We start from the raw sequence: 18750 nt of genomic DNA on the forward strand, positions 1-18750 counted from the left end.
TCCTCAAACGATATTCTCCCCCAAACAGCTTATTCTATTCTGCCCTGTTTTTCTGAAAAAATCAAGTCAGCCGGCATCCTGCCCGATCTGGCGCACGATCCATGTGCCGACAGTCCGGGAAAGACGGCCGATTTCCTCAATGCGGGCGCTGTCCTTCCCGTAAATCTCCCGCACCGCAGGCCCCGTCACCGCTTCCGGCAAAACGCTGTTGATCAGTCCGACCAGTTTCACCCCATGACGGCGCAGCGTCCGCGCGGCGGCAGCGGCATCCTGCACGGCTGACTCGCCCATATAACGGCGGCCCGGCCGGAGACCGTCCGCCGAAAGCCCCAGATCGTCGCCGGGCCGGGCGTCAGTCAGAACGAGCATCAGCGAGGAACGTCCCTCCTGCCGCAGCATCCGCTCCGCCCCGGCAAGAGCCAGTCCGTCACGGTTCCAGCCCTGCGCCGAATAATCGAAAATCCCCTCACAGCTTTCCTCTTCCAATGCCTTGAGCTGACAGAACACCGTAACGCCGTGGGTACTACAGAACGATACAACCTGAACCGGTATATGGCACAGGCAAAGGGCCGACGCGATGGCATAGGCCTGCGAAGCGATCAGCGCCTGCTGGCCGACTCTCGATTCGGAGGCGTCGAGCAGCAGCATGACATCAAACGATGCCCTGCTGCACTCGCGCCGCAGAGTAAAGACCCGGCTGTCATTCTGTTTCAGGGCCTGCCAGACGAGTCCGGGACGAAAGCATCCGGTCTTCCCGCGAAGCTCCACAGGCTGACGACAGACGGACAGGCTGCTCTGCACCCTGCGGCGCAGCTGGCGGATCGCCAGCCGGTAACGGGTCCGGTTCGCCGCAAAAAACGCCCGGTTCGCCGCATGGCTTCCGGCTTCATTTTTCCCGCCGCGGGCAAAATAGAGCTGCGCGCGGCGATGTGCGCCGACGCAAAGCTCCCGCTCAATCTGGAGGCGTTTCGTTTCGCTGAAAAGAGGATTGCCGAAGGTCTGGCGAACCTCCGCCAAAGCCCGCTGCGCGCCAGCGCTTCCGTCCCATCCGCGAAACGTTTCCGCCGGAAGCGCCCCGCCATGCTCCGCCGGAAGCGCCGCCTGAAGACGCCGCATGCCGGCCCCGCGGCGCTGCTCTGCCGGCAGAATACGGCGCAGCCAGGCATTCAGCCGGCTGCCCAGCGAAATATGCCAGACGCGCCGATGACGAAGATCGGCAAAGCGAAAGACGAAAAAACGCCGGAGAACATCCTCCGTGTGTCCGATGATTTCTTCCGTAGTAAGGCGGCCCGGATACTTCAGCGCCTCATACAAGGCTTTATCCCAGGGATTCCGTATGCCCGGCCTTCCCGTCAGCACCTCGCGGCAGCGGCCTGCCTTCAGCGTATGAATCAGCTCGCTGCGCATCATCAGCTGCTGCATCGGCAGATCCTCCTGATCCAGCAGAAAGCGGCGGGCATGCTCCCGGCGCAGGTCGGCCATCACCGGCCGCTGCGGGAGTTCACGGTCATATACGGCATGCTCTATCCCCAGCCACAAAATATCCGAAAACAATTCCCGCAGCAGCGACTCATCGAGCCGGCAGACATACGCATGCAGCAGCTGCTGATCGTAAAACCTGTGCGCAAACCCGACCACCGAGTTCAGATAAAGATCCGGACTGCCGTCCCTGTGAAACGCCAGAAAATCCGGAAGGAAGCCGTACTCCCCCGCCGCCGTCCAGACCATATTCAGCGCCCGGCGCTGACGGGTGCCGCGTCCCCAAATCTCTTCCATGACGATCCTCCCGGCGGATCAGCGCGCAAACAGCGCTTCGCCCATCATATGCGGAGAAATCCGCAGCGAGATGCTGTCCGCCACCAGATTCCGCTCCTCTTCGTCAAAGCATTTATTCGTAATGCCCATATCCAGCGCCCGACGCACCGGAAGCCCGAGCTCTGCAAGGCGCAATGCGTCCAGAAGGCCGCGCAGATCCACAGCCTTGCCGGAAATCTCCGCATTCTCATACTTCTGCCGCAAATCGAGGAAAAGCCCGGCAAACAAAGCCCGTCCCTTTCCGCTCAGGCGCGGGAACTCCGCACCGAGCAGCTTTTCCAGACCTTCCCCGTCAAGCGGCGGCATCTGCAGCACCACGAAGCGCGAGGCCAGCGCTTCGTTGAGTTCGCGCGTTCCCGCATAGCCGTGATTCATCGTTGCGACAAACCGCGCGGCCGGATGAAGCTGCAGCCTCCCCTGTCCCGGCACATCGAGAATCCGGCGAAAGTCCAGCAGCGAATGAAGAACAGCCAGCGCCTCATTGCGCGCCATATTGATCTCATCGAGAATGCCAAAACCGCCCGCCGAAGCGCAGGCATAAACCGGCCCCGGCCGGAATACGACCGCTCCGTCGCGAAAGGTATCGGTTCCCAGCAAAGAAGCGGCATCCATATTGATATGAAACGAAACATTCCAGTCCGGACGCCCGAAGGCCGCCGCCAGCGTCTCCGCCAGCACATTTTTCCCCGTGGCCTTCGGCCCGGCCAACAGCAGATTTTCCCCGGCCAGCATAGCAGCGGCCGCCGCTTCCAGCACCTCCCGGCCGTAATACGGGTACCTCGGACGCGCCAGGCCGCGGCCGCCCTGCCACGGATACCGGCGGCGATATTCCTCCACACCGCGCAGCAGCGCCTCGGAAACTCCCTGCTCCCGCCAAAACTCCAGCATAACCTCTCCTCTTCTCTCTTGAATCGCTTTCCACGCTCAACGCATCCTGTTCCGGCAGCCCTCCCTCTCGGTCAGGCGAAAGGCGGGCTGCTCCGGCATGAGATGGCGGCTCCGCCGGCTGTTGATGGTTCCGTCGATGATTTCACCGATGATTTTCCCCCAGTCCACGCCATGACCGGACGGCGCCGCCTCCGCGGGATGAGCCTTCGCCTCGGCGCGGCGCAGGGCGGCGCCGATCTCCGGATCATTATGCCCCGACGCATCCCATGCCAGCCGAAGCTCCTCACAGGCATCCTGCCAGCGCCCGCGATCGTAATAAATCCTGCCGCGGTAATAATGCGCGCGCCAGACCGGATACACGCCGTCATCATGCGGAATACGCTGCGTTTCATTGAAATCCTCCAGCGCCCGCCGCTCCGCATGCTGCTCATAATAAGCCCGGCCGCGCAGATAATAAGCGTATGCCAGCGGGCTGTCCGTAACCGACCGGTCCCCGATCACGGCCGTCAGCTCACGAACCGCCGTCTGATGCTCGCCGCGCTGAATCAAAGACACGCAGCGATCAAAAATCTGCCCCAGCGTATACTGTTTTTCCAGCTTTGTCCCCAGCCGATCCTTTTCCGAACCGGCGGCCTCCTTGTATTTTTCCAGCAGCTCCTCATTCTGCTTGCGCAGATCATCCCTCTCCTTCTGCAGCTTTTCCAATTCCTCGCGCTTCTGCATCATCGCTTTGAGATCCATCTTATCCGGATCGATTTCTGCGGTCAATGTCACGGTATAGCGCCAGACATTCCCCAGCAGCTCGGGCACATCCTTCTCCGAAGTCACCTTCAGCACCGCGCCGGATAAAACGCGCACATCGTCTTCCGTCAGCGTCATATTCTCGGACCGGGAATAACTCTCCACATAAACGCCCGCCTTTTCCACGGCGATTCGCATGGCTTCCTGCCGCGCCGCGTCCTTCGCGATGCGGGGCGAATCATTCTCCCCCATCACATAAACCCCGGTGGCCGTAATGCGCTGCGGCGACGCTTCACCGGCCGCTGCCGCCGCCAACACCAGAAAAAACACCGCCATCGCCGTCAACCAATTCCTCATTCCAACACCTTCTTCAATGAGCAGGTTTCCCCGCAATGTCTCCATGATCTCCATTTTCCCATCATAAAAGAAATAGTTGACAAAGTCATTAATTGATTTTTATATTTGGATTAAAATCTGCCGCAACATCCATGCTTTGTTTCTTCGTTTTTTTCTTCGCCGTCCGGGAAAAATCCTGCCGTCCGGCCCAATTTCTGCAAAAAAAGACCCCCGATCACCGGGAGTCTTGAATGTACTATGGAGCTGATTATAGGACTTGAACCTACGACCTGCTCATTACGAATGAGCTGCTCTACCAACTGAGCTAAATCAGCACAACCAACCGCTTGCGCGACTGACAAAATATATTATAGCGGATCGATCTCATCCTGTCAACTATTATTTTTATCCGATCGAAACGATCGTCACATCTTTTTCAATCCGAACCACTGGCAGGAAGCGTCCCAGAATGCCTGCGCCTGGAAGTCCGTCCGCCCGTAGCCGTCCGTGCTCGTGATAATCAGCTGCTGATCAACGATCTGCGAAACGATCCGATGCCAGCGATCCACACGGAATCCGAGATTCGACAGGCTGTTCCACGAAATATATGTCGTCCAAAGTCCGTTATGTTTGCCGACCAGCCAATATCCACAGTTTTTGTCCTGTGCGCCGCGCACGGCGATGATCTCAAACAGACGCATGCCCGGGTCCGTCGTTTCGATGGCGCGCACCTGAAAATTCACTCCCGTATAATGCCCGTCAAAGCTGTTGAACGACAGGAAATCCTTTGTCCCGTCGGCGCTCATAAGACGCAGCACACGTCCGTCGGAGACAAACTTGATGTTCTGCCCGTCCTGATCCGATGCGGTCACCGTCTTATCCGCAATCGTCATACTCTGGCTGATGCCTGTGACCATCATGGCGTCCGCCTGCCCCTGAGCAAAAAACAGTGAAGCGGCAATCCCGGCCGCTGCAAAACATGTACTGATTCGATTCATCTCGCCAACACTCCTATCTCTTTCTGAATCCGATACGATCTTTCCATAGATAAGTTCTGTATGATTATAGTTTCCACATTGCCCGTCATTTTCCTTCTTTTCACCGCAAAGTAGATTGTGTTACAATAATATATTGAATACACGGTACGGACAAGGCCATACTACGATGAGAGGACGGGATTTCATGCGCGGACTGCGAATACTGATTATTGACAACTCCATCTTCTTTCAGGACACCTGTACACGGGAGCTGGCGCAGCGCCTTCCCGCCGGCAGCCTGCTGGAAAAGGCCGGCGATCCGGTGGAAGCCCGGAACAAAATCGGCTTATTCCGGCCGAACCTCATCCTTCTGAACTTTTCCCTCGCAGTCATCACCGTCGACGGGAACATGTTTCTTCCGCTGCTCGTCAGCCGTCATCCGAAGCTGCCGGTCATCAGCTACGGACTGCTTCCCGGCAGCCGGAACACCGCCCTGAACATGGGCGCCGCCGAATACCTGCCGAAACCGGGGCCGGAAAAAAACAGCGCCGCCTTCTTTGACCAGCTGGCCAAGCTCATCTGTTCCTGTCCTCCCGAACGCAACGCCGCGTCCGGGCAGGAACAGATGGTAGGCCCCGGCGCCATCGTGACGCGCGAAGTGTGGCATGCCGCCATGGTCCCCCCGGCAGCGCCGCGCAGCCCGGGCGCAGCACCGGAGCCAAAGACTTTTCCGACGCCGCGCCCGGACACCCGCATCATCGCCATCGGCTCCTCCACGGGCGGCACGGAAGCCCTCTCTGCCATATTGACGCAGCTTCGTCCGCCCCTGCCGGGGATCGTCGTCGTCCAGCACATCCCGCCGATGTTCTCCCGGCTGCTGTCGCAGCGCCTGAACGAAGAATGTGTCCTGACGATCAAAGAGGGTGCTTCCGGCGACGAGGTTCAGCCGGACCATGTCTATATCGCGCCGGGAAACCACCACATGACCGTCCGGTGCCACGAAGGCCGGATCTATCTCGACTGCCGCCCCGGGCCGCCGGTCCACAGCTGCTGCCCCTCCGTCGATGTCCTGTTTGACTCCATAGCCAGCCAGATCGGCGCGCGGGCTCTCGGCGTCATCCTGACCGGCATGGGCCGCGACGGCGCCGCAGGGCTTCTCCACATGCGTCAGCAGGGCGCGCTGACGCTCGGTCAGGATCAGGCGACCAGCGTCGTATACGGCATGCCGAAGGCGGCGTTCGATCTCGGCGCCGTCATGCAGCAGGTTCCGCTGCCCGGCCTCGCCGGTGCCATTTCCCGCCTCGTGCGCTAAGCTCCGCTCATCCGCGCCGATACTCGCGGAACCGATAGCCCGCCCAAAGCAGCAGCAGCCAAACCGGCAAAAGCCAGACCGCCAGCCGCATGTCCGGAATCTGCGTCATGAAAAACCAGATCCCGATCAAAAACGCCAAGCAAAGATAATTGATCACCGGACAGAGCGGCGCCCGGAATTTCGTTTCCCGCCCCTCCCGGCGGCATTGCCGGCGGAACTTCAAATGCGTGATCGTTATGACCATCCAGCTGATCGTCGCCGCAATCGTAGCCACCGACATCAGATACATAAAAATTTTTCCCGGGAAAAAATAATTCAGCGCCACGCAGATCAGCGTGATGCCCGAGGAAACGAAGATACCGCGCACCGGCACACCGCGGCCGGAAAGACGGCCGAGAAACTCCGGCGCCTCTTCCTTGGTGGCCAGTCCGTAGAGCATCCGGCTGTTGCTGTAAATGGCGGAATTATAAACGGAAACCGCCGCCGTCAGAACGACAAAATTCAGGATATGTGCAGCCGCCGGAACGCCGACATACGAAAAGATCTGGACAAACGGGCTGGCCTCCATGCCGACCTGATTCCACGGCCAAAGCGCCATAAGCACGGCCATGGTGCCGACATAAAACAGCAGGATCCGCCAGATGACCTGATTGATCGCCCGCGGAATCGTATGATCCGGATCTTCGGCTTCGCCCGCCGTAATACCGATCAGTTCGATGCCGCCGAAGGAAAACATAACGACCGTAACCGACAGGGCCAGCCCCCACCATCCATTCGGCAGAAATCCGCCGTTGCGCCAGAGGTTGCTGAAATTGTCTGGAAAGGCCTGCGGGCCGCTGAAGAGCAGATACAGCCCCATCACGATCATCATCACGATGGCGGAAATCTTGATGAGCGCCATCCAAAATTCAAATTCGCCGTACAGGCGGACATTGATGAGATTGACCGCCGTGATCACGACCAGGCAGACCAGCGCTGCCGCCCATTGCGGCAGATCCGGATACCAGAACTGCATATAGATCCCCACGGCGGTAAGCTCCGCCATAGAGACCAGCACATAATTGAACCAATAATTCCAGCCGGACAAAAAGCCCGGGAACCGTCCCCAGTATTTCGTCGCATAATAGCTGAACGAGCCAGATACCGGCTCGTCCACGGCCATTTCGCCGAGCATGCGCATGATAAAGAAAATCACGGCGCCGCCGATCAGATAAGCCAGCATGACCGCGGGGCCGGCCAGCGCGATCGTCGATGCGGAACCATAGAAAAGCCCGGTTCCAATGGCTCCGCCGAGAGCGATCATCTGCAAATGACGGTTCTTCAGCCCGCGCTTCATTTTTATCGGTTCACTCATAAACTTCATCTCCCAAAAAACAAACGTACCGGACTATTATACCATCATTAGCAAATCCTTTACAACTCCGTACCATCGCCCCCCAAAAAAAGATTCACCGCCTGCCCGTTTCCGGGAAGGCGGTGAATCTTTTTCAGCCGCGCTGCCGGTCCTTCAGCGCACGCTCTATGTCGCGCTTCGCCGCTCTGGCCTGCAGATCCTGCCGCTTGTCGTAATTGTGCTTGCCGCTGGCAAGGGCCAGTTCCAACTTGGCCCGCCCGTGCTTGAAATACACCTTGAGCGGCACCAGCGTATACCCTTTTTCACGCGTCTTGCTGAACAGCCGGACGATCTCCGCCTTGTGCATCAGCAGCTTGCGCGCGCGCAGCGGATCATGATTGAAGATATTCCCCTGCTCGTACGGGCTGATGTGCATGTGCTCCACAAAAACCTCGCCGTTCCGGATGACGGCATAACTGTCCTTGAGATTTGCCCGGCCGGCCCGCAGAGACTTGACCTCCGTGCCCTGCAGTGCCAGACCGGTTTCAAAGGTTTCATGGATGAAGAAATCATGACGTGCCTTGCGATTCTCGCAGACGATCTTTATCGCGATATTTTTCTTGCCCAATGTTCCTCACCTTGCCGTATTCCCTGTTTTCTTCCGCCCGTCATTTGCTGTTTCCGGTTGAACGCTCGGTCCGATGATGCGGGCGCGGCCGATGCTTCGGCGCCCCGCCGGCCTGCCCGGCCTGTGCTTCCTCCCGCATCTTGCGCTCGTGATAGCCCGGCGGATCCGGCCAGACCGCGCTGTTGAGTCCCGTCACGCGGACGCGGTGATAATCCGCACCGGGACGGCCGCTGTGGCCCTCTGCACCGCCCCGGCGCTCGTCCTTTCCGGCCGGGCGCCGGTCTTTTCCTGCCGCTTTACCCCGCTTGCCTTTCTTTTCCGGTTCCGGATGGGAAAGCTTTTCTCCCGAAGCGCCGCGCTTGCGGTTCCGCCCGCCGCGGTGCTTTTTCTTTTTCGGCGTACCGGCATCCTCTACCGGCTCGGCAATAATATCCCGGATCTTCGGCTTCCTGCTACTTTCCCCGCGCGCCGGCCGGCTTTCGCCGCGCTTTTTGCCTCTCTCCTCTTTATGCCCGGCAGAGCTCTCTTTGCGGCCGCCGCGCACGGCGTTTTTCATCGCCGCCGGATCGTAAGCCCCATTGTCCTTGAGCACAAAGTCCAGATTGCGTTCCTCGACATTGGCCCGGACAAGCAGAATCTGTACCTCATCGCCGAGCCGGTATTTCTTCTGCGTGCGCTCGCCGACCATGGCATACTGCTCCTCCACATAGTCATAATAATCATTGACCATTGTCGATACATGGACCAGCCCCTCCACGCCGTTATCCAGCTCGACAAAAAGGCCGAATGCCGTAACGCCGCTGATGATGCCGTCGAACGTTTCGCCGACAAACTGCGCCATGTATTCAATCTTCTTCATATCCGTCGTTTCGCGCTCCGCCTCGATCGCAACGCGCTCGCGCTGTGAGGCATGCTCGGCGATCTCCGGCAGGACGCTACGAAGTTTCACCTGACGTTCCGCCGGCATGGTTCCCGTCGCAAACGTCTCACGCAGCAGCCGGTGAACGATAAGATCCGGATAGCGGCGGATCGGCGACGTGAAGTGCGTATAGTAGCGCGCAGCCAGACCGAAATGGCCGAGGCTGAGCTCTGAGTAACGGGCCTGCTGCATCGAGCGAAGCGCCACCGTGCTGATGATGCGCTCCTCCGGCCGGCCTTCCACCTTGGACAGCACGCGCTGGACATCCATCGGGCGAATCTGTCCGGCTTCATCGGGACGGACAAACAGCCCGAACGCCGCCAAAAGGTTATTAAACCGCTCGATTTTCTCCGCGGAAGGCTGCTCATGCACCCGGTACATAAACGGGAGATGCTTTTCATCCATATGGCGGGCTACCGTCTCATTGGCCGCAAGCATGCACTCCTCGATGATGGATTCCGCCAGCGATCCCTCGCGCTTGATGAGCGCCACCGGATGCCCCTCCGCATCCAGCTTGACCTTGACTTCCGGCAACTCGAAATCGATCGATCCGCGGCGATGGCGTTTCTCCTTGAGCACGCCGCGCAGATCGGCCAGCGTTTCCAGCATGGTGCGGATGTCCTGATTGTCCGACAAGAACGGCTCTTCCCGGTCGACGAGCACCTTGTTGACGATATGATACGTCAGCCGGCGATAGACATGAATCACCGCCGGCAGAATCTCATAGCTTGTGACCTCGCCTTCCGGAGAAATCTGCATCTCACAGGCCATGGACAGGCGATCCACGCCCGCATTGAGACTGCAGATGCCGTTGGAAAGCTCCTTCGGCAGCATCGGGATCACGCGGTCGACGAGATAGACGCTCGTCCCGCGCTCACGAGCCTCGCGGTCCAGCGGCTGATTTTCGCGCACATACCAGCTGACATCGGCGATGTATACGCCAAGGAAGAACGATCCGTCCTCATTCCGGCGCGCATAAACTCCGTCATCGAGATCCTTGGAGTCCTCGCCGTCCACCGTGACGATCGGCAGGCTGCGGCGGTCGGCGCGGCCCCGGTATTCCTCCGGCGACGGCTCCTGCTCCACCGCTTCGGCTGCCGCCTGAACCTCCTCCGGAAACGTCTCCGACAGATCGTACTGACGCATGACCGAGAGCACATCGACGCCGGGATCGCCCGCCTTGCCGAGCACCTCGACGACCTCGCCCTCCGCATTGCGGCGCCGCTCCGGCCACTTCGTGATCTTTACGACCACCTTGCTTCCCGTCTTGGCGCCATGGAACGCTTTTTTCGGCACAAATACATCCTGTGTGAGCTTGGTATTGTCCGGCGTCACAAAGCCGAACGTCTTGCTGCGCTCGAACGTGCCGACAATCTTCTCGTTCGCCCGCTCCAAAATGCGCAGAATCTCTCCTTCGCGGGAGCGGCCGGGCTCCTCCGACGGAGTCACACGGGCCACGACCCGGTCCCCGTGCATCGCGGAGCCGATTCCCGGCCCCGGCACAAACACATCCGTTTCATCTTCGCTCGCACGGACATCCGGGATGATAAACCCGAACCCTTTGGCGCTCATCGACAAACGGCCCACAACCAGATGCATGCGGGACGGCAGGCCATAGAGATCGCTGCGGTTCCGGATGACCACGCCTTCCTTTTCCAGTTCTTCCAGCGCCGCATCAAAATGCACGAGCTCCTCCTGCGTCAGCCCCATGCCTTCAGCCAGATCCTCTGCCAGCAGCGGTTTATAAGCGTCTTCGCGCATATACGCGACAATTCTTTCTTTTAAATCCATACGTTTTCTTTTCTCCTATGCGGTCCTTTACGACCAAGTCTTCGATTTTCCTGCAAAAGCGTCCCTTACTCGCCGGACGCCTGCAGGAAGGCAGCTGCCTCTGCAAATACGGTTTCGCGCTCTGCTGCGACGGGCAGCAGATGGCCGGACTTTTCCAGCCAGAAAATTCGGCGGATCTTGCTTTTCACCTGTCCATAGATATACTCCGCGCTCCGGGGATCCGCCGTATGGTCGTCACGGCTGTGCATAATCAGCACCGGCGCCGTAACCTGACTGATGCAACCCTTCGTCCGGCCGATCACATCGACAAGCTCATGCACGCCGACCAGCGGCATCCGGCGGTATGTCCGGTTCACCGCCGGCGGCACGCCCGAAAGACGGCGGCGGGCCTTCGGAACGAACTGGCCCGTGCAGACCTCCCGCGGCGGCAGGTACCGCAACCCCCGCTCCTCGGCAATATAGATCGGCGCGGCCAGCGTAACGACCCGGTCCACCGGTTCTTCCGTAGACAGAAGCAGCGCGAAAAGGCCTCCCATGGAATGACCGACCACGCTGACCGAGGAACAGCAGCCCGCCAGCACGGCATATCCGTCGCGCACGGAATCCATCCAGTCTTCCCAGGTCATACGGCTCATATCTTCCACCGTCGTCCCATGTCCGGCCAGACGGACGCCAAGCACCGTAAATCCCTTCTTCTGCAGAAAATCGCCCATCAGCAGAAGCTCCGCCGGCAGCCCGGTAAAGCCATGAATCAGCAAAACGCCCTTTTCCCCGCCGGGCAGAAAAAAGGGCTCTGCTCCGGGTAATATCATCTTCTCACCCCCGCTCTCATCGTCAAAAGCAGAATGCGCCCCTCATCCGCTCTGCAGACACCGCGCACACACTCCGCCGTAAAAAAAGGCCCTGCTCTGAAACGGCAGAACAGGGAACGTTTTCTCGTATCAGTTGGTCATGCGGGCAATCACAATCGTGATGACGGCGAACAGGACGGCGAAAATCACAGTCACGCGCGCCAGCAACGCATCCATACCGCGGGCCTTGCTCGAAAACACAGTATCTGCGCCACCGCCCATCCCGCCCATGCCGGATGATTTGGCTTCCTGCCCGAGCACCGCTGCGATGAGGACAATTGCTACCAGTGCATCGAGAATCATCAAAATGGTAAGCAACATGTATCGATAAGCCTTCCTTTCCTTACAATTTCCACTCTATCTTACCATAAAACACCGCCGGACTGCAAGAAATCCGAAATAAATCGCCGGAAATCACCCCCATCAGCATCGGATTCATTCCACCAGAGTCATGGGAAGCCTAAAACTCCCCATGAGCAGGTTTCCTTTCATGCCTCCGCATATGCCTTTTCGATGAAAGCCCGCGCCGCTTCGGCATTGTCCGGCACCGTGTTTTCCAGCGTCGCATGAATATACGGCTTCCGGGTGCGGATGAAATGAAGAATATCGCTGTAATCCATGCAGCCGGTCCCGCAGGCCGTCGAGATCAGCGAACGCCCATCCCCGGCGGGCCGGAAGTCCTTCAGGTGGACCACATCGATATACGGGCCGAGATCCTCGATCGCCGTGCGGATCACCTGTCGGCGGTGGTCTGCATTGTGCGGCCCCAGTAGATTGACCGGATCAAAAATGATGCGCAGATTCGGCGAATCGATCTCGCGCAGCACGGTCAGCGCCCGCTTGGAATCATAAACGATATGGCGGCACACCGGCTCGATGGCCAATATGACGCCGAAGCGCTCCGCGCAGGCGACGACCGGGCGCAAATTGCGGATAAACGCCGCCAGCGCCTCTTCCGACCGTCCCTCCGGCGTATCTTCGATATACCCGACATTCGGCGCCCCCGTCTCCGTCCCAACTACGCCGGCGCCCAGCAGCGCCGCGAAGCGGATGTGTTCATAATAACCCTGCTGGATCCCGCGCAGCTGCACAGGATCCGGATTGCCCAGATTCTGATAATTGCCCAGCACCGCCACGTCCATATCGTACCGGCGGAACAACCGGCGCAGATACATCGCATAACCGGGCGTCAGCGCTTCATTGCCCGGATAATCGCTCAGCACCTTTTTCAGCGCCAGATGACCGCAGCAAAATCCCTGCCGGCGGGCCGAGACCAGACGTTCCTCCAGCGAGCCCGGCGCCAGATCATGAAGGCGAATCCCCAACTGCATAAAACCGCTCCCTTTCTTCCTCTCGGTTTGATTTGTAAGTACTTTCATTTTACCATAGCGCAGCAAAAAAGGGAATCCCGGAAGAAGCGCAGGCTTCCCGGAATTCCCTTTTCGCAGGCTGCAAAGATCAGGCCGCATCCTGTGCCGCCCGGCGGCGCCTCAGCTGCAGGAACAGCACCAGCCCAAACAGGATAATGCCGACCGCATCCGTCAGGAGCCCCGGCTTGATCATGAGCAGGCCGCCCACAGCCAGCAGCAGGCGCTCCGGCAGGCGGCAGTGATCCGCCAGAAAACCGATGAGCGACGAGCTGAGCGCGACCATGCCGATCAGCGCCGTGATCGTCGACAGCAAAAGATCCAGCGCCGAGCCCTCGATCATCAGAATCACCGGTGACAGGACGAACATATACGGAATAATAAACGCCGCAATGGCCAGCTTCGACGCATTAATGCCCGTCTTCAATGGGTTGCCGCCGCTGATTCCCGATCCGGCGTAAGCCGCGAGGGCGACAGGCGGCGTAACATCGGCGATAATGCCGAAGTAGAACACAAACATATGCGCGGCCAGCACCGGCACCCCCATCTGCACGAGAGCCGGCGCCGCGATGGTCGAAGTAATGACATAGTTGGCCGTAGTCGGAACCCCCATGCCCAGAACGATCGCCGTAATCATCGTAAAGAACATCGTCGGCAGCAGCAGCCCGCCGGAAAGATCCAGCAGGCCGGAAGCCAGCTTGAGTCCGACGCCGGTCTTCGTGACGACGCCGATAATGATGCCGGCCGCCGCGCAGGCCACGAGGACGCCGAGCACATTGCGCGCGCCGTTCTCCAGCCCGCGCACGATTTCAATCGGCTTCATGCGCGTAGACTTGCGGAGCGCCGAGCAGACAATGGCCAGCACGATCGCCACGAGCGCCGCCCGCATCGGCGTATAACCCGACACGAGCAAGTAGACAATGATGACGAGCGGCAGCGCCAGATGACCGCGCTCACGGAGCAGCCGGCCGATCTTCGGCAGCTGGCTGCGCGGGATTCCCTTGAGGTCCTTGCGTTTGGCCTCGAAATGAACGCCGAGCCAGACGCCGGCAAAATAAAGCAAAGCGGGGACAACCGCCGCCTTGACGACATCGATATACGGGACGCCGACGAACTCCGCCATGAGGAAAGCCGCCGCGCCCATAACGGGCGGCATCAGCTGGCCGCCCGTCGAAGCCGCCGCCTCGACGGCCCCCGCAAAGTCCTTATGATAGCCGAGCTTCTTCATCATCGGGATCGTCAGCGAACCCGTGCCGACCACATTGGCCACCGAGCTGCCGGAAACCGTCCCCATCAGGCCGGACGACAGGACGGCGACCTTGGCCGGGCCGCCGCTGGCCCAGCCGGCAATAGCATTGGCCAGATCGATAAAAAACTTGCCGAGTCCGGTGGACTCAAGATAAGCGCCGAACAAAATAAACAAGAAAATAAACGTCGAGGAAACGCCTAGCGGTATGCCGAAAATGCCCTCCGTCGTGAAATACAGATGGCTGACCAGCTGGGAAACCGTCAGCCCTCGATGGGCGAGCACGCCCGGCATATACGGACCGGCAAAGGCATAAAAGAGAAACGCCAGCACAACACAGACCATGGGCAGCCCGACCACGCGGCGCGTCGCCTCAATGACCAGAAGGATACCGATCAGTCCGACGGCCAGATCGGTATCCGAGACCAGCCCCGCCCGCAGGACGAGATGCTGATATTCCAGAATGATATACGCCGGAGCCGCCGCGCCGAGAACCGCCAGCACAAGATCCAACGGATGAATCTTATGGCGCGACCAGGATTTTCTCGACGGATACAGCAGAAAAACCAGCGCCATGCCGAAGCCGAGATGCACACCGCGCTGCAGCTGCGCATCCAGCACACCAAAAGTCGCCGTATACAGCTGAAACACCGAAAACGCAATGGCAATCGCGGCGACAACCTTAGCCATGACCCCGGTATACTCCATCGTATCCGATTCCCTGTCATACTGCTTCAGGACGTCCTCCGCTTTCCTTGCCTCAGAATCTTTCATAATAACAATCCTTTCCCTAACGGACAAACCAGAAGCTCCACCGGCGTCCCCGGCGGATACGCTTCAAAGAGCCGGTATTCCCGCCCGCCCAAAAACAAAGTCAGCTGTGTGCCGACGCCCGTGCGAAGCGTAAGCTGCGGAAAATGCCGCTCCATGTCGTCCATGATATAATAATCGCCCTCCTGCCGGAACCGCCCTTCTCCTTCCAAAAAGGGAAGTCCGACGCCGAAGGACTGGTATTTCGTCGCGTGAAGAACAAAATGCCGCCCATCCTCATCGACAGCCAGATACTCCCAGACCGGCGTCTTCTGCACGGAATGTATAAACCGGATGACAAACGGCGTGCCTGGAGCCGCCTGCACAGCGGCGACGCGCTGCCCGCCCGCCAGGACGAACAGGCAGGGCTGGCGCAGCACATCAAAGACCCCCAGCAGCACGCCGATCACACAAAGCCAGATCACCGGCCGTTTCCACCAATGCAAGCCTGTCACAACCCTCATGTAAAACACAGCCCCGCCCCAAGCGGGGCAGGGCTTTTTCCAATCTTCCGCTTATTCCTTAAAGAACTTCTCCGCTCCGGCGTTCATCGGCAAGGACATGCCCTTGAGCGCGCCTTCCTTCGTGATCAGCTTGCCGACCGAATGTGCGGCCTGCAGGCGGTCAAGATTCGAGAAAATCGCCTTGGCAATATCGTAGCCCATCTGATCATCCACCTTATCCGTAGCGACCAGCATAGCCATGACGGAAATCGTCGGAACCTCCTGATCAAAGCCGGCATACGTCCCGGCCGGGATCACCGTCTTCGTATAGAACGGATACTTCGCGATCAGTGCATCCGCCTTATCCGCGTCAACCGGCAGCAGGCGAATCTTGTTCTGCGAACTGATATCCTGCACCGACGCCGTCGGATAGCCGGCCGTCAGGAACGCCGCATCGACATTGCCGTCCTTCAATGCACTCGCGCCCTCCGCAAAGGAAAGATACTGCACATCGATATCATCATACGTGATGCCGTATGCTTCCAAAATCTGGCGGGCATTGGCCTCCGCGCCCGATCCCGCAGCGCCGACCGCTACCTTTTTGCCTCGCAGATCGGCGATGGACTTGATCCCCGTGCCGTCCAGCGTGACAAACTGGCAGGTCTCCGGATACAGCGTGGCAATGCCGCGGATATTGTCCACGTTCTTATCCTTGAACATCTCCGTGCCGTTGACCGCATAATAGGTAATATCATTCTGAACGATAGCCAGATCCACCGAGCCGTCCTTCAGCATATTGATATTCGCCACCGTCGCCCCGGTACTCTGGGCGCTGGCATTCATTCCCTTGATTTCCTTGTTCAGAATCTCGGCCATCGCGCCGCCGATCGGATAATACGTTCCAGCCGTGCCGCCGGTCGCGATATTCAGGAACTTCTTCCCGCTGTCGCCGCTGCCGCCGCAGCCTGTAAACAACGCCGCCGCGAATACCGCCGCCATCCCGGCGGCCAGAACCTTCTTGAATTTGCCCCACTTCATTGCGAATGCCTCCTGTCACTTATATATTCATCTTTTATATCATGTATGATATTATAGCATATATCATATACACTTTACAACGATATTTTGCTTAAAAAAACAGGTTCGTGTAATGTATATCTGTATACATTACACGAACCTGCATAATATTTGCTCAACCCGTACGTATCAGGCCGTTTTTTCCGCTGCCCGCACGCCGATCATCTGCGAAATGGCCTTCGTCGGACATTTTGCCAGACAAACCGGTTCCTCGCAGTCCCGGCATTTTTCCGTATCCACCACAGCCACGAAGCGATCCAGCCGGATCGCCCCATGCGTACAGCTGCGCATGCAAAGCCCGCAGCCGATGCAGGCATTCTTGCAGAGCTTCCGGGCTGCCGGCCCCTTGTCATGCGAACTGCACTCCACCTGAACCGGTGCATCAAAGGTCTGCAGGACAAGCAGAGCCTGCGGACAGGTCGACACGCACTTTCCGCACCCCGTACATATCGACTTGTCCACCACCGGAAGTCCATCCTCTCCCATAGACAAAGCGCCGAACGGGCAGGCGCGGACACAATTGCCGAACCCGATGCAGCCGTACTTGCAGCCCTTCGGCCCGCCCTGAACCAGCTTGGCCGCCGCACAATCCGGCACGCCCTCATAACGCGCAGCCATCACCGCTGCCGTCCGCGTGCCGCGGCACTTGAGATGCGCATAGCGCGGAACGGAAGCCCCGGCTTTCTTTCCCGTCAGCTCCGCCACCTTGGCGGCCACAGCCGCCTTGCCCGGCACACAGAGATCCGGCGGCACATCCTCCTGCTCCACCACAGCCTCAGCATACTTCGCGCAGCCCGCAAACCCGCAGGCGCCGCACTGCCCTTTCGGCAGCACCTCCTCGACCTCCTGGATCAGCGGATTGACCTCCATGGCAAACTTTTTGTCGGCCAGGGCCAGCACAACGCCGAAAAAGGCGCCGATGCCCACGAGAACGACAATGATCATGATCGCTGTATTCATCGAAAAACTCCTCCCACTCTGTCACGGCCGCACGTCTTACAGCATGCCCGAAAAGCCCAGAAAGGCCAGCGACAGCATACCGGCCAGGATAAAGGCAATGCCGATCCCCTGCAGCGGCTTCGGCACATCGGCATAATCCAGCTTTTCGCGCAGGGAAGCCATGAGAATGATCGCCAGCGCAAAGCCCAGACCGGAGCCGATGGCAAAAACGATGCTCTTCAACAGACTGTAGCTGTTCTCCACGTTCAGCAGCGGCACCGCGAGCACAATGCAGTTTGTCGCGATCAGCAGAAGATAAATGCCCCACATATTATAAAGCGCAGGCGCCTGCTTCTTGATAATAAGTTCCAACAGCTGCACGAAACTCGCCGTCAGAATGACAAAGACGATCGTCGTCAAAAACGTCAGCCCGAGCGGCTGCAGAATGAAGAAATAGACCAGCCAGGCAAGGATCGAGCTCATCGTCATGACCGAAGTCACCGCCATGCCCATCCCCACGGATGCGCTGAGATTCTTCGAAATGCCGAAGAAAATACAAAGTCCCAGAAACTTCGTCAGTACAAAGTTATTGACAATGACCGCACCGATGAATAAGGTAAGGTATTCCGCCATTATGCCTCAGCCTCCTTCTTTGCCGCCAGATCGCGCAGCGCCGCCTTCCGCTCCTGACGGGCGTTCCACGTCTTAAACGCCGCGACAAGATACCCGATCAGGATAAATGCTCCCGGCGGCAGCACCATCATCAGCATCGGATTATACCCATCGCCGAACACCGGCATGCCGAGAATCGTCCCCGCGCCGATCAGTTCGCGGATCACAGAGATCAACAGCATCGCCAGCGTAAAGCCGCAGCCCATGCCGAAGCCGTCGGCAAACGACTTCACCACGCCATGCTTTGACGCAAACACCTCCGCCCGCGCCAGAATGATCGCAAAGACCACCACCAGCGCCAGATAAATGCCCAGTGCTTTGTACAGCACCGGAAAATACGCCTGCAACACCAGCTGAGCCACCGTGACGATCGTCGCAATCGACGTAATGTACACCGGCACGCGGACCTTCGGATTCACCCAGCGCCGCACGAGAGACACCACCACATTATTCGTCGTGATGACAAAGGTGACGGTAAGCCCCATAGTCAGTCCGTTGACCACCGTCGTCGTCACCGCCAGCGCCGGACACAGCGACAGGGCCAGGATGAAGATCGGATTCTCGGCCACAAGCCCTTTGCTGAAAATCTTCCAAAGTTCTTTCAT

The 18750-nt window shown here is 58.8% G+C and carries 17 protein-coding genes and 1 tRNA gene; 1 reads left to right on the forward strand and 17 read right to left on the reverse strand.

Annotation, left to right across the window (positions count from 1 at the left end; translation table 11 throughout):
- Positions 1–66 precede the first annotated feature (66 nt).
- The 5 genes from FYJ78_RS04390 to FYJ78_RS04410 all read right to left on the reverse strand — a co-directional run bounded on the left by FYJ78_RS04390 (position 67) and on the right by FYJ78_RS04410 (position 4778).
- On the reverse strand, positions 67–1776 hold the full coding sequence (locus tag FYJ78_RS04390) for a vWA domain-containing protein (RefSeq protein ID WP_154620207.1): 1710 nt from the start codon (positions 1774–1776) through the stop codon (positions 67–69).
- Positions 1777–1794: 18 nt separating this feature from the next.
- Positions 1795–2703, reverse strand: coding sequence for an AAA family ATPase (locus FYJ78_RS04395; RefSeq protein ID WP_154620208.1), 909 nt, complete (start codon positions 2701–2703; stop codon positions 1795–1797).
- A 36-nt stretch (positions 2704–2739) separates the two neighbouring features.
- A complete protein-coding gene (locus FYJ78_RS04400) occupies positions 2740–3801 on the reverse strand; it encodes a tetratricopeptide repeat protein (protein ID WP_195847862.1) in 1062 nt (353 codons plus the stop codon).
- Positions 3802–4039: 238 nt separating this feature from the next.
- A tRNA-Thr gene (locus tag FYJ78_RS04405) sits at positions 4040–4115 on the reverse strand.
- A 90-nt stretch (positions 4116–4205) separates the two neighbouring features.
- Positions 4206–4778 (reverse strand): hypothetical protein, encoded by a 573-nt coding sequence (locus tag FYJ78_RS04410; protein WP_154620209.1) that lies wholly within the window; start codon positions 4776–4778, stop codon positions 4206–4208.
- 184 nt (positions 4779–4962) lie between these two features.
- Here FYJ78_RS04410 and FYJ78_RS04415 point away from each other — a divergent pair, with 184 nt between their 5' ends.
- Positions 4963–6069 (forward strand): chemotaxis protein CheB, encoded by a 1107-nt coding sequence (locus tag FYJ78_RS04415; protein WP_195847863.1) that lies wholly within the window; start codon positions 4963–4965, stop codon positions 6067–6069.
- A 7-nt stretch (positions 6070–6076) separates the two neighbouring features.
- Here the strand turns inward: FYJ78_RS04415 and FYJ78_RS04420 are convergent, their stop codons facing one another.
- The 12 genes from FYJ78_RS04420 to rsxE form a co-directional block, all read right to left on the reverse strand.
- On the reverse strand, positions 6077–7423 hold the full coding sequence (locus FYJ78_RS04420; protein ID WP_195847864.1) for an amino acid permease: 1347 nt from the start codon (positions 7421–7423) through the stop codon (positions 6077–6079).
- A gap of 133 nt (positions 7424–7556) precedes the next feature.
- Positions 7557–8030 (reverse strand): SsrA-binding protein SmpB, encoded by a 474-nt coding sequence (gene smpB / locus FYJ78_RS04425; protein WP_154620212.1) that lies wholly within the window; start codon positions 8028–8030, stop codon positions 7557–7559.
- A gap of 40 nt (positions 8031–8070) precedes the next feature.
- The gene (gene rnr, locus FYJ78_RS04430; protein WP_154620213.1) at positions 8071–10740 is read right to left on the reverse strand and encodes a ribonuclease R; all 2670 of its coding nucleotides are present in this window, start codon (positions 10738–10740) and stop codon (positions 8071–8073) included.
- Positions 10741–10805: 65 nt separating this feature from the next.
- Positions 10806–11552, reverse strand: a complete 747-nt coding sequence (locus tag FYJ78_RS04435) for an alpha/beta hydrolase (protein WP_154620214.1) — start codon at positions 11550–11552, stop codon at positions 10806–10808.
- Between the two features lie 129 nt (positions 11553–11681).
- The gene (gene secG, locus FYJ78_RS04440) at positions 11682–11894 is read right to left on the reverse strand and encodes a preprotein translocase subunit SecG (protein WP_154620362.1); all 213 of its coding nucleotides are present in this window, start codon (positions 11892–11894) and stop codon (positions 11682–11684) included.
- Positions 11895–12079: 185 nt separating this feature from the next.
- Positions 12080–12922 carry a sugar phosphate isomerase/epimerase family protein gene (locus FYJ78_RS04445; protein WP_154620215.1) on the reverse strand — a complete coding sequence of 281 codons (843 nt, stop codon included), beginning with the start codon at positions 12920–12922 and terminating at the stop codon, positions 12080–12082.
- Between the two features lie 127 nt (positions 12923–13049).
- The gene (locus FYJ78_RS04450) at positions 13050–14978 is read right to left on the reverse strand and encodes a TRAP transporter permease (protein WP_154620216.1); all 1929 of its coding nucleotides are present in this window, start codon (positions 14976–14978) and stop codon (positions 13050–13052) included.
- Entirely contained in the window at positions 14975–15478 is a 504-nt protein-coding gene (locus FYJ78_RS04455; protein WP_154620217.1) for a DUF1850 domain-containing protein, read from the reverse strand. The genes FYJ78_RS04450 and FYJ78_RS04455 overlap by 4 nt, the downstream gene beginning before the upstream one ends.
- Positions 15479–15529: 51 nt before the next feature.
- Positions 15530–16495 carry a TAXI family TRAP transporter solute-binding subunit gene (locus FYJ78_RS04460; protein ID WP_154620218.1) on the reverse strand — a complete coding sequence of 322 codons (966 nt, stop codon included), beginning with the start codon at positions 16493–16495 and terminating at the stop codon, positions 15530–15532.
- 168 nt (positions 16496–16663) lie between these two features.
- A complete protein-coding gene (gene rnfB, locus FYJ78_RS04465; RefSeq protein ID WP_154620219.1) occupies positions 16664–17494 on the reverse strand; it encodes an RnfABCDGE type electron transport complex subunit B in 831 nt (276 codons plus the stop codon).
- Between the two features lie 36 nt (positions 17495–17530).
- On the reverse strand, positions 17531–18106 hold the full coding sequence (locus FYJ78_RS04470) for an electron transport complex protein RnfA (protein WP_154620220.1): 576 nt from the start codon (positions 18104–18106) through the stop codon (positions 17531–17533).
- The gene (rsxE, locus tag FYJ78_RS04475; protein ID WP_154620221.1) at positions 18106–18750 is read right to left on the reverse strand and encodes an electron transport complex subunit RsxE; all 645 of its coding nucleotides are present in this window, start codon (positions 18748–18750) and stop codon (positions 18106–18108) included. The genes FYJ78_RS04470 and rsxE overlap by 1 nt, the downstream gene beginning before the upstream one ends.

This window comes from Wylensekiella montiformis, assembly GCF_009697385.1.
GTDB classification, from domain to species: Bacteria; Bacillota; Negativicutes; order Selenomonadales; family Selenomonadaceae; genus Selenomonas_A; species Selenomonas_A montiformis.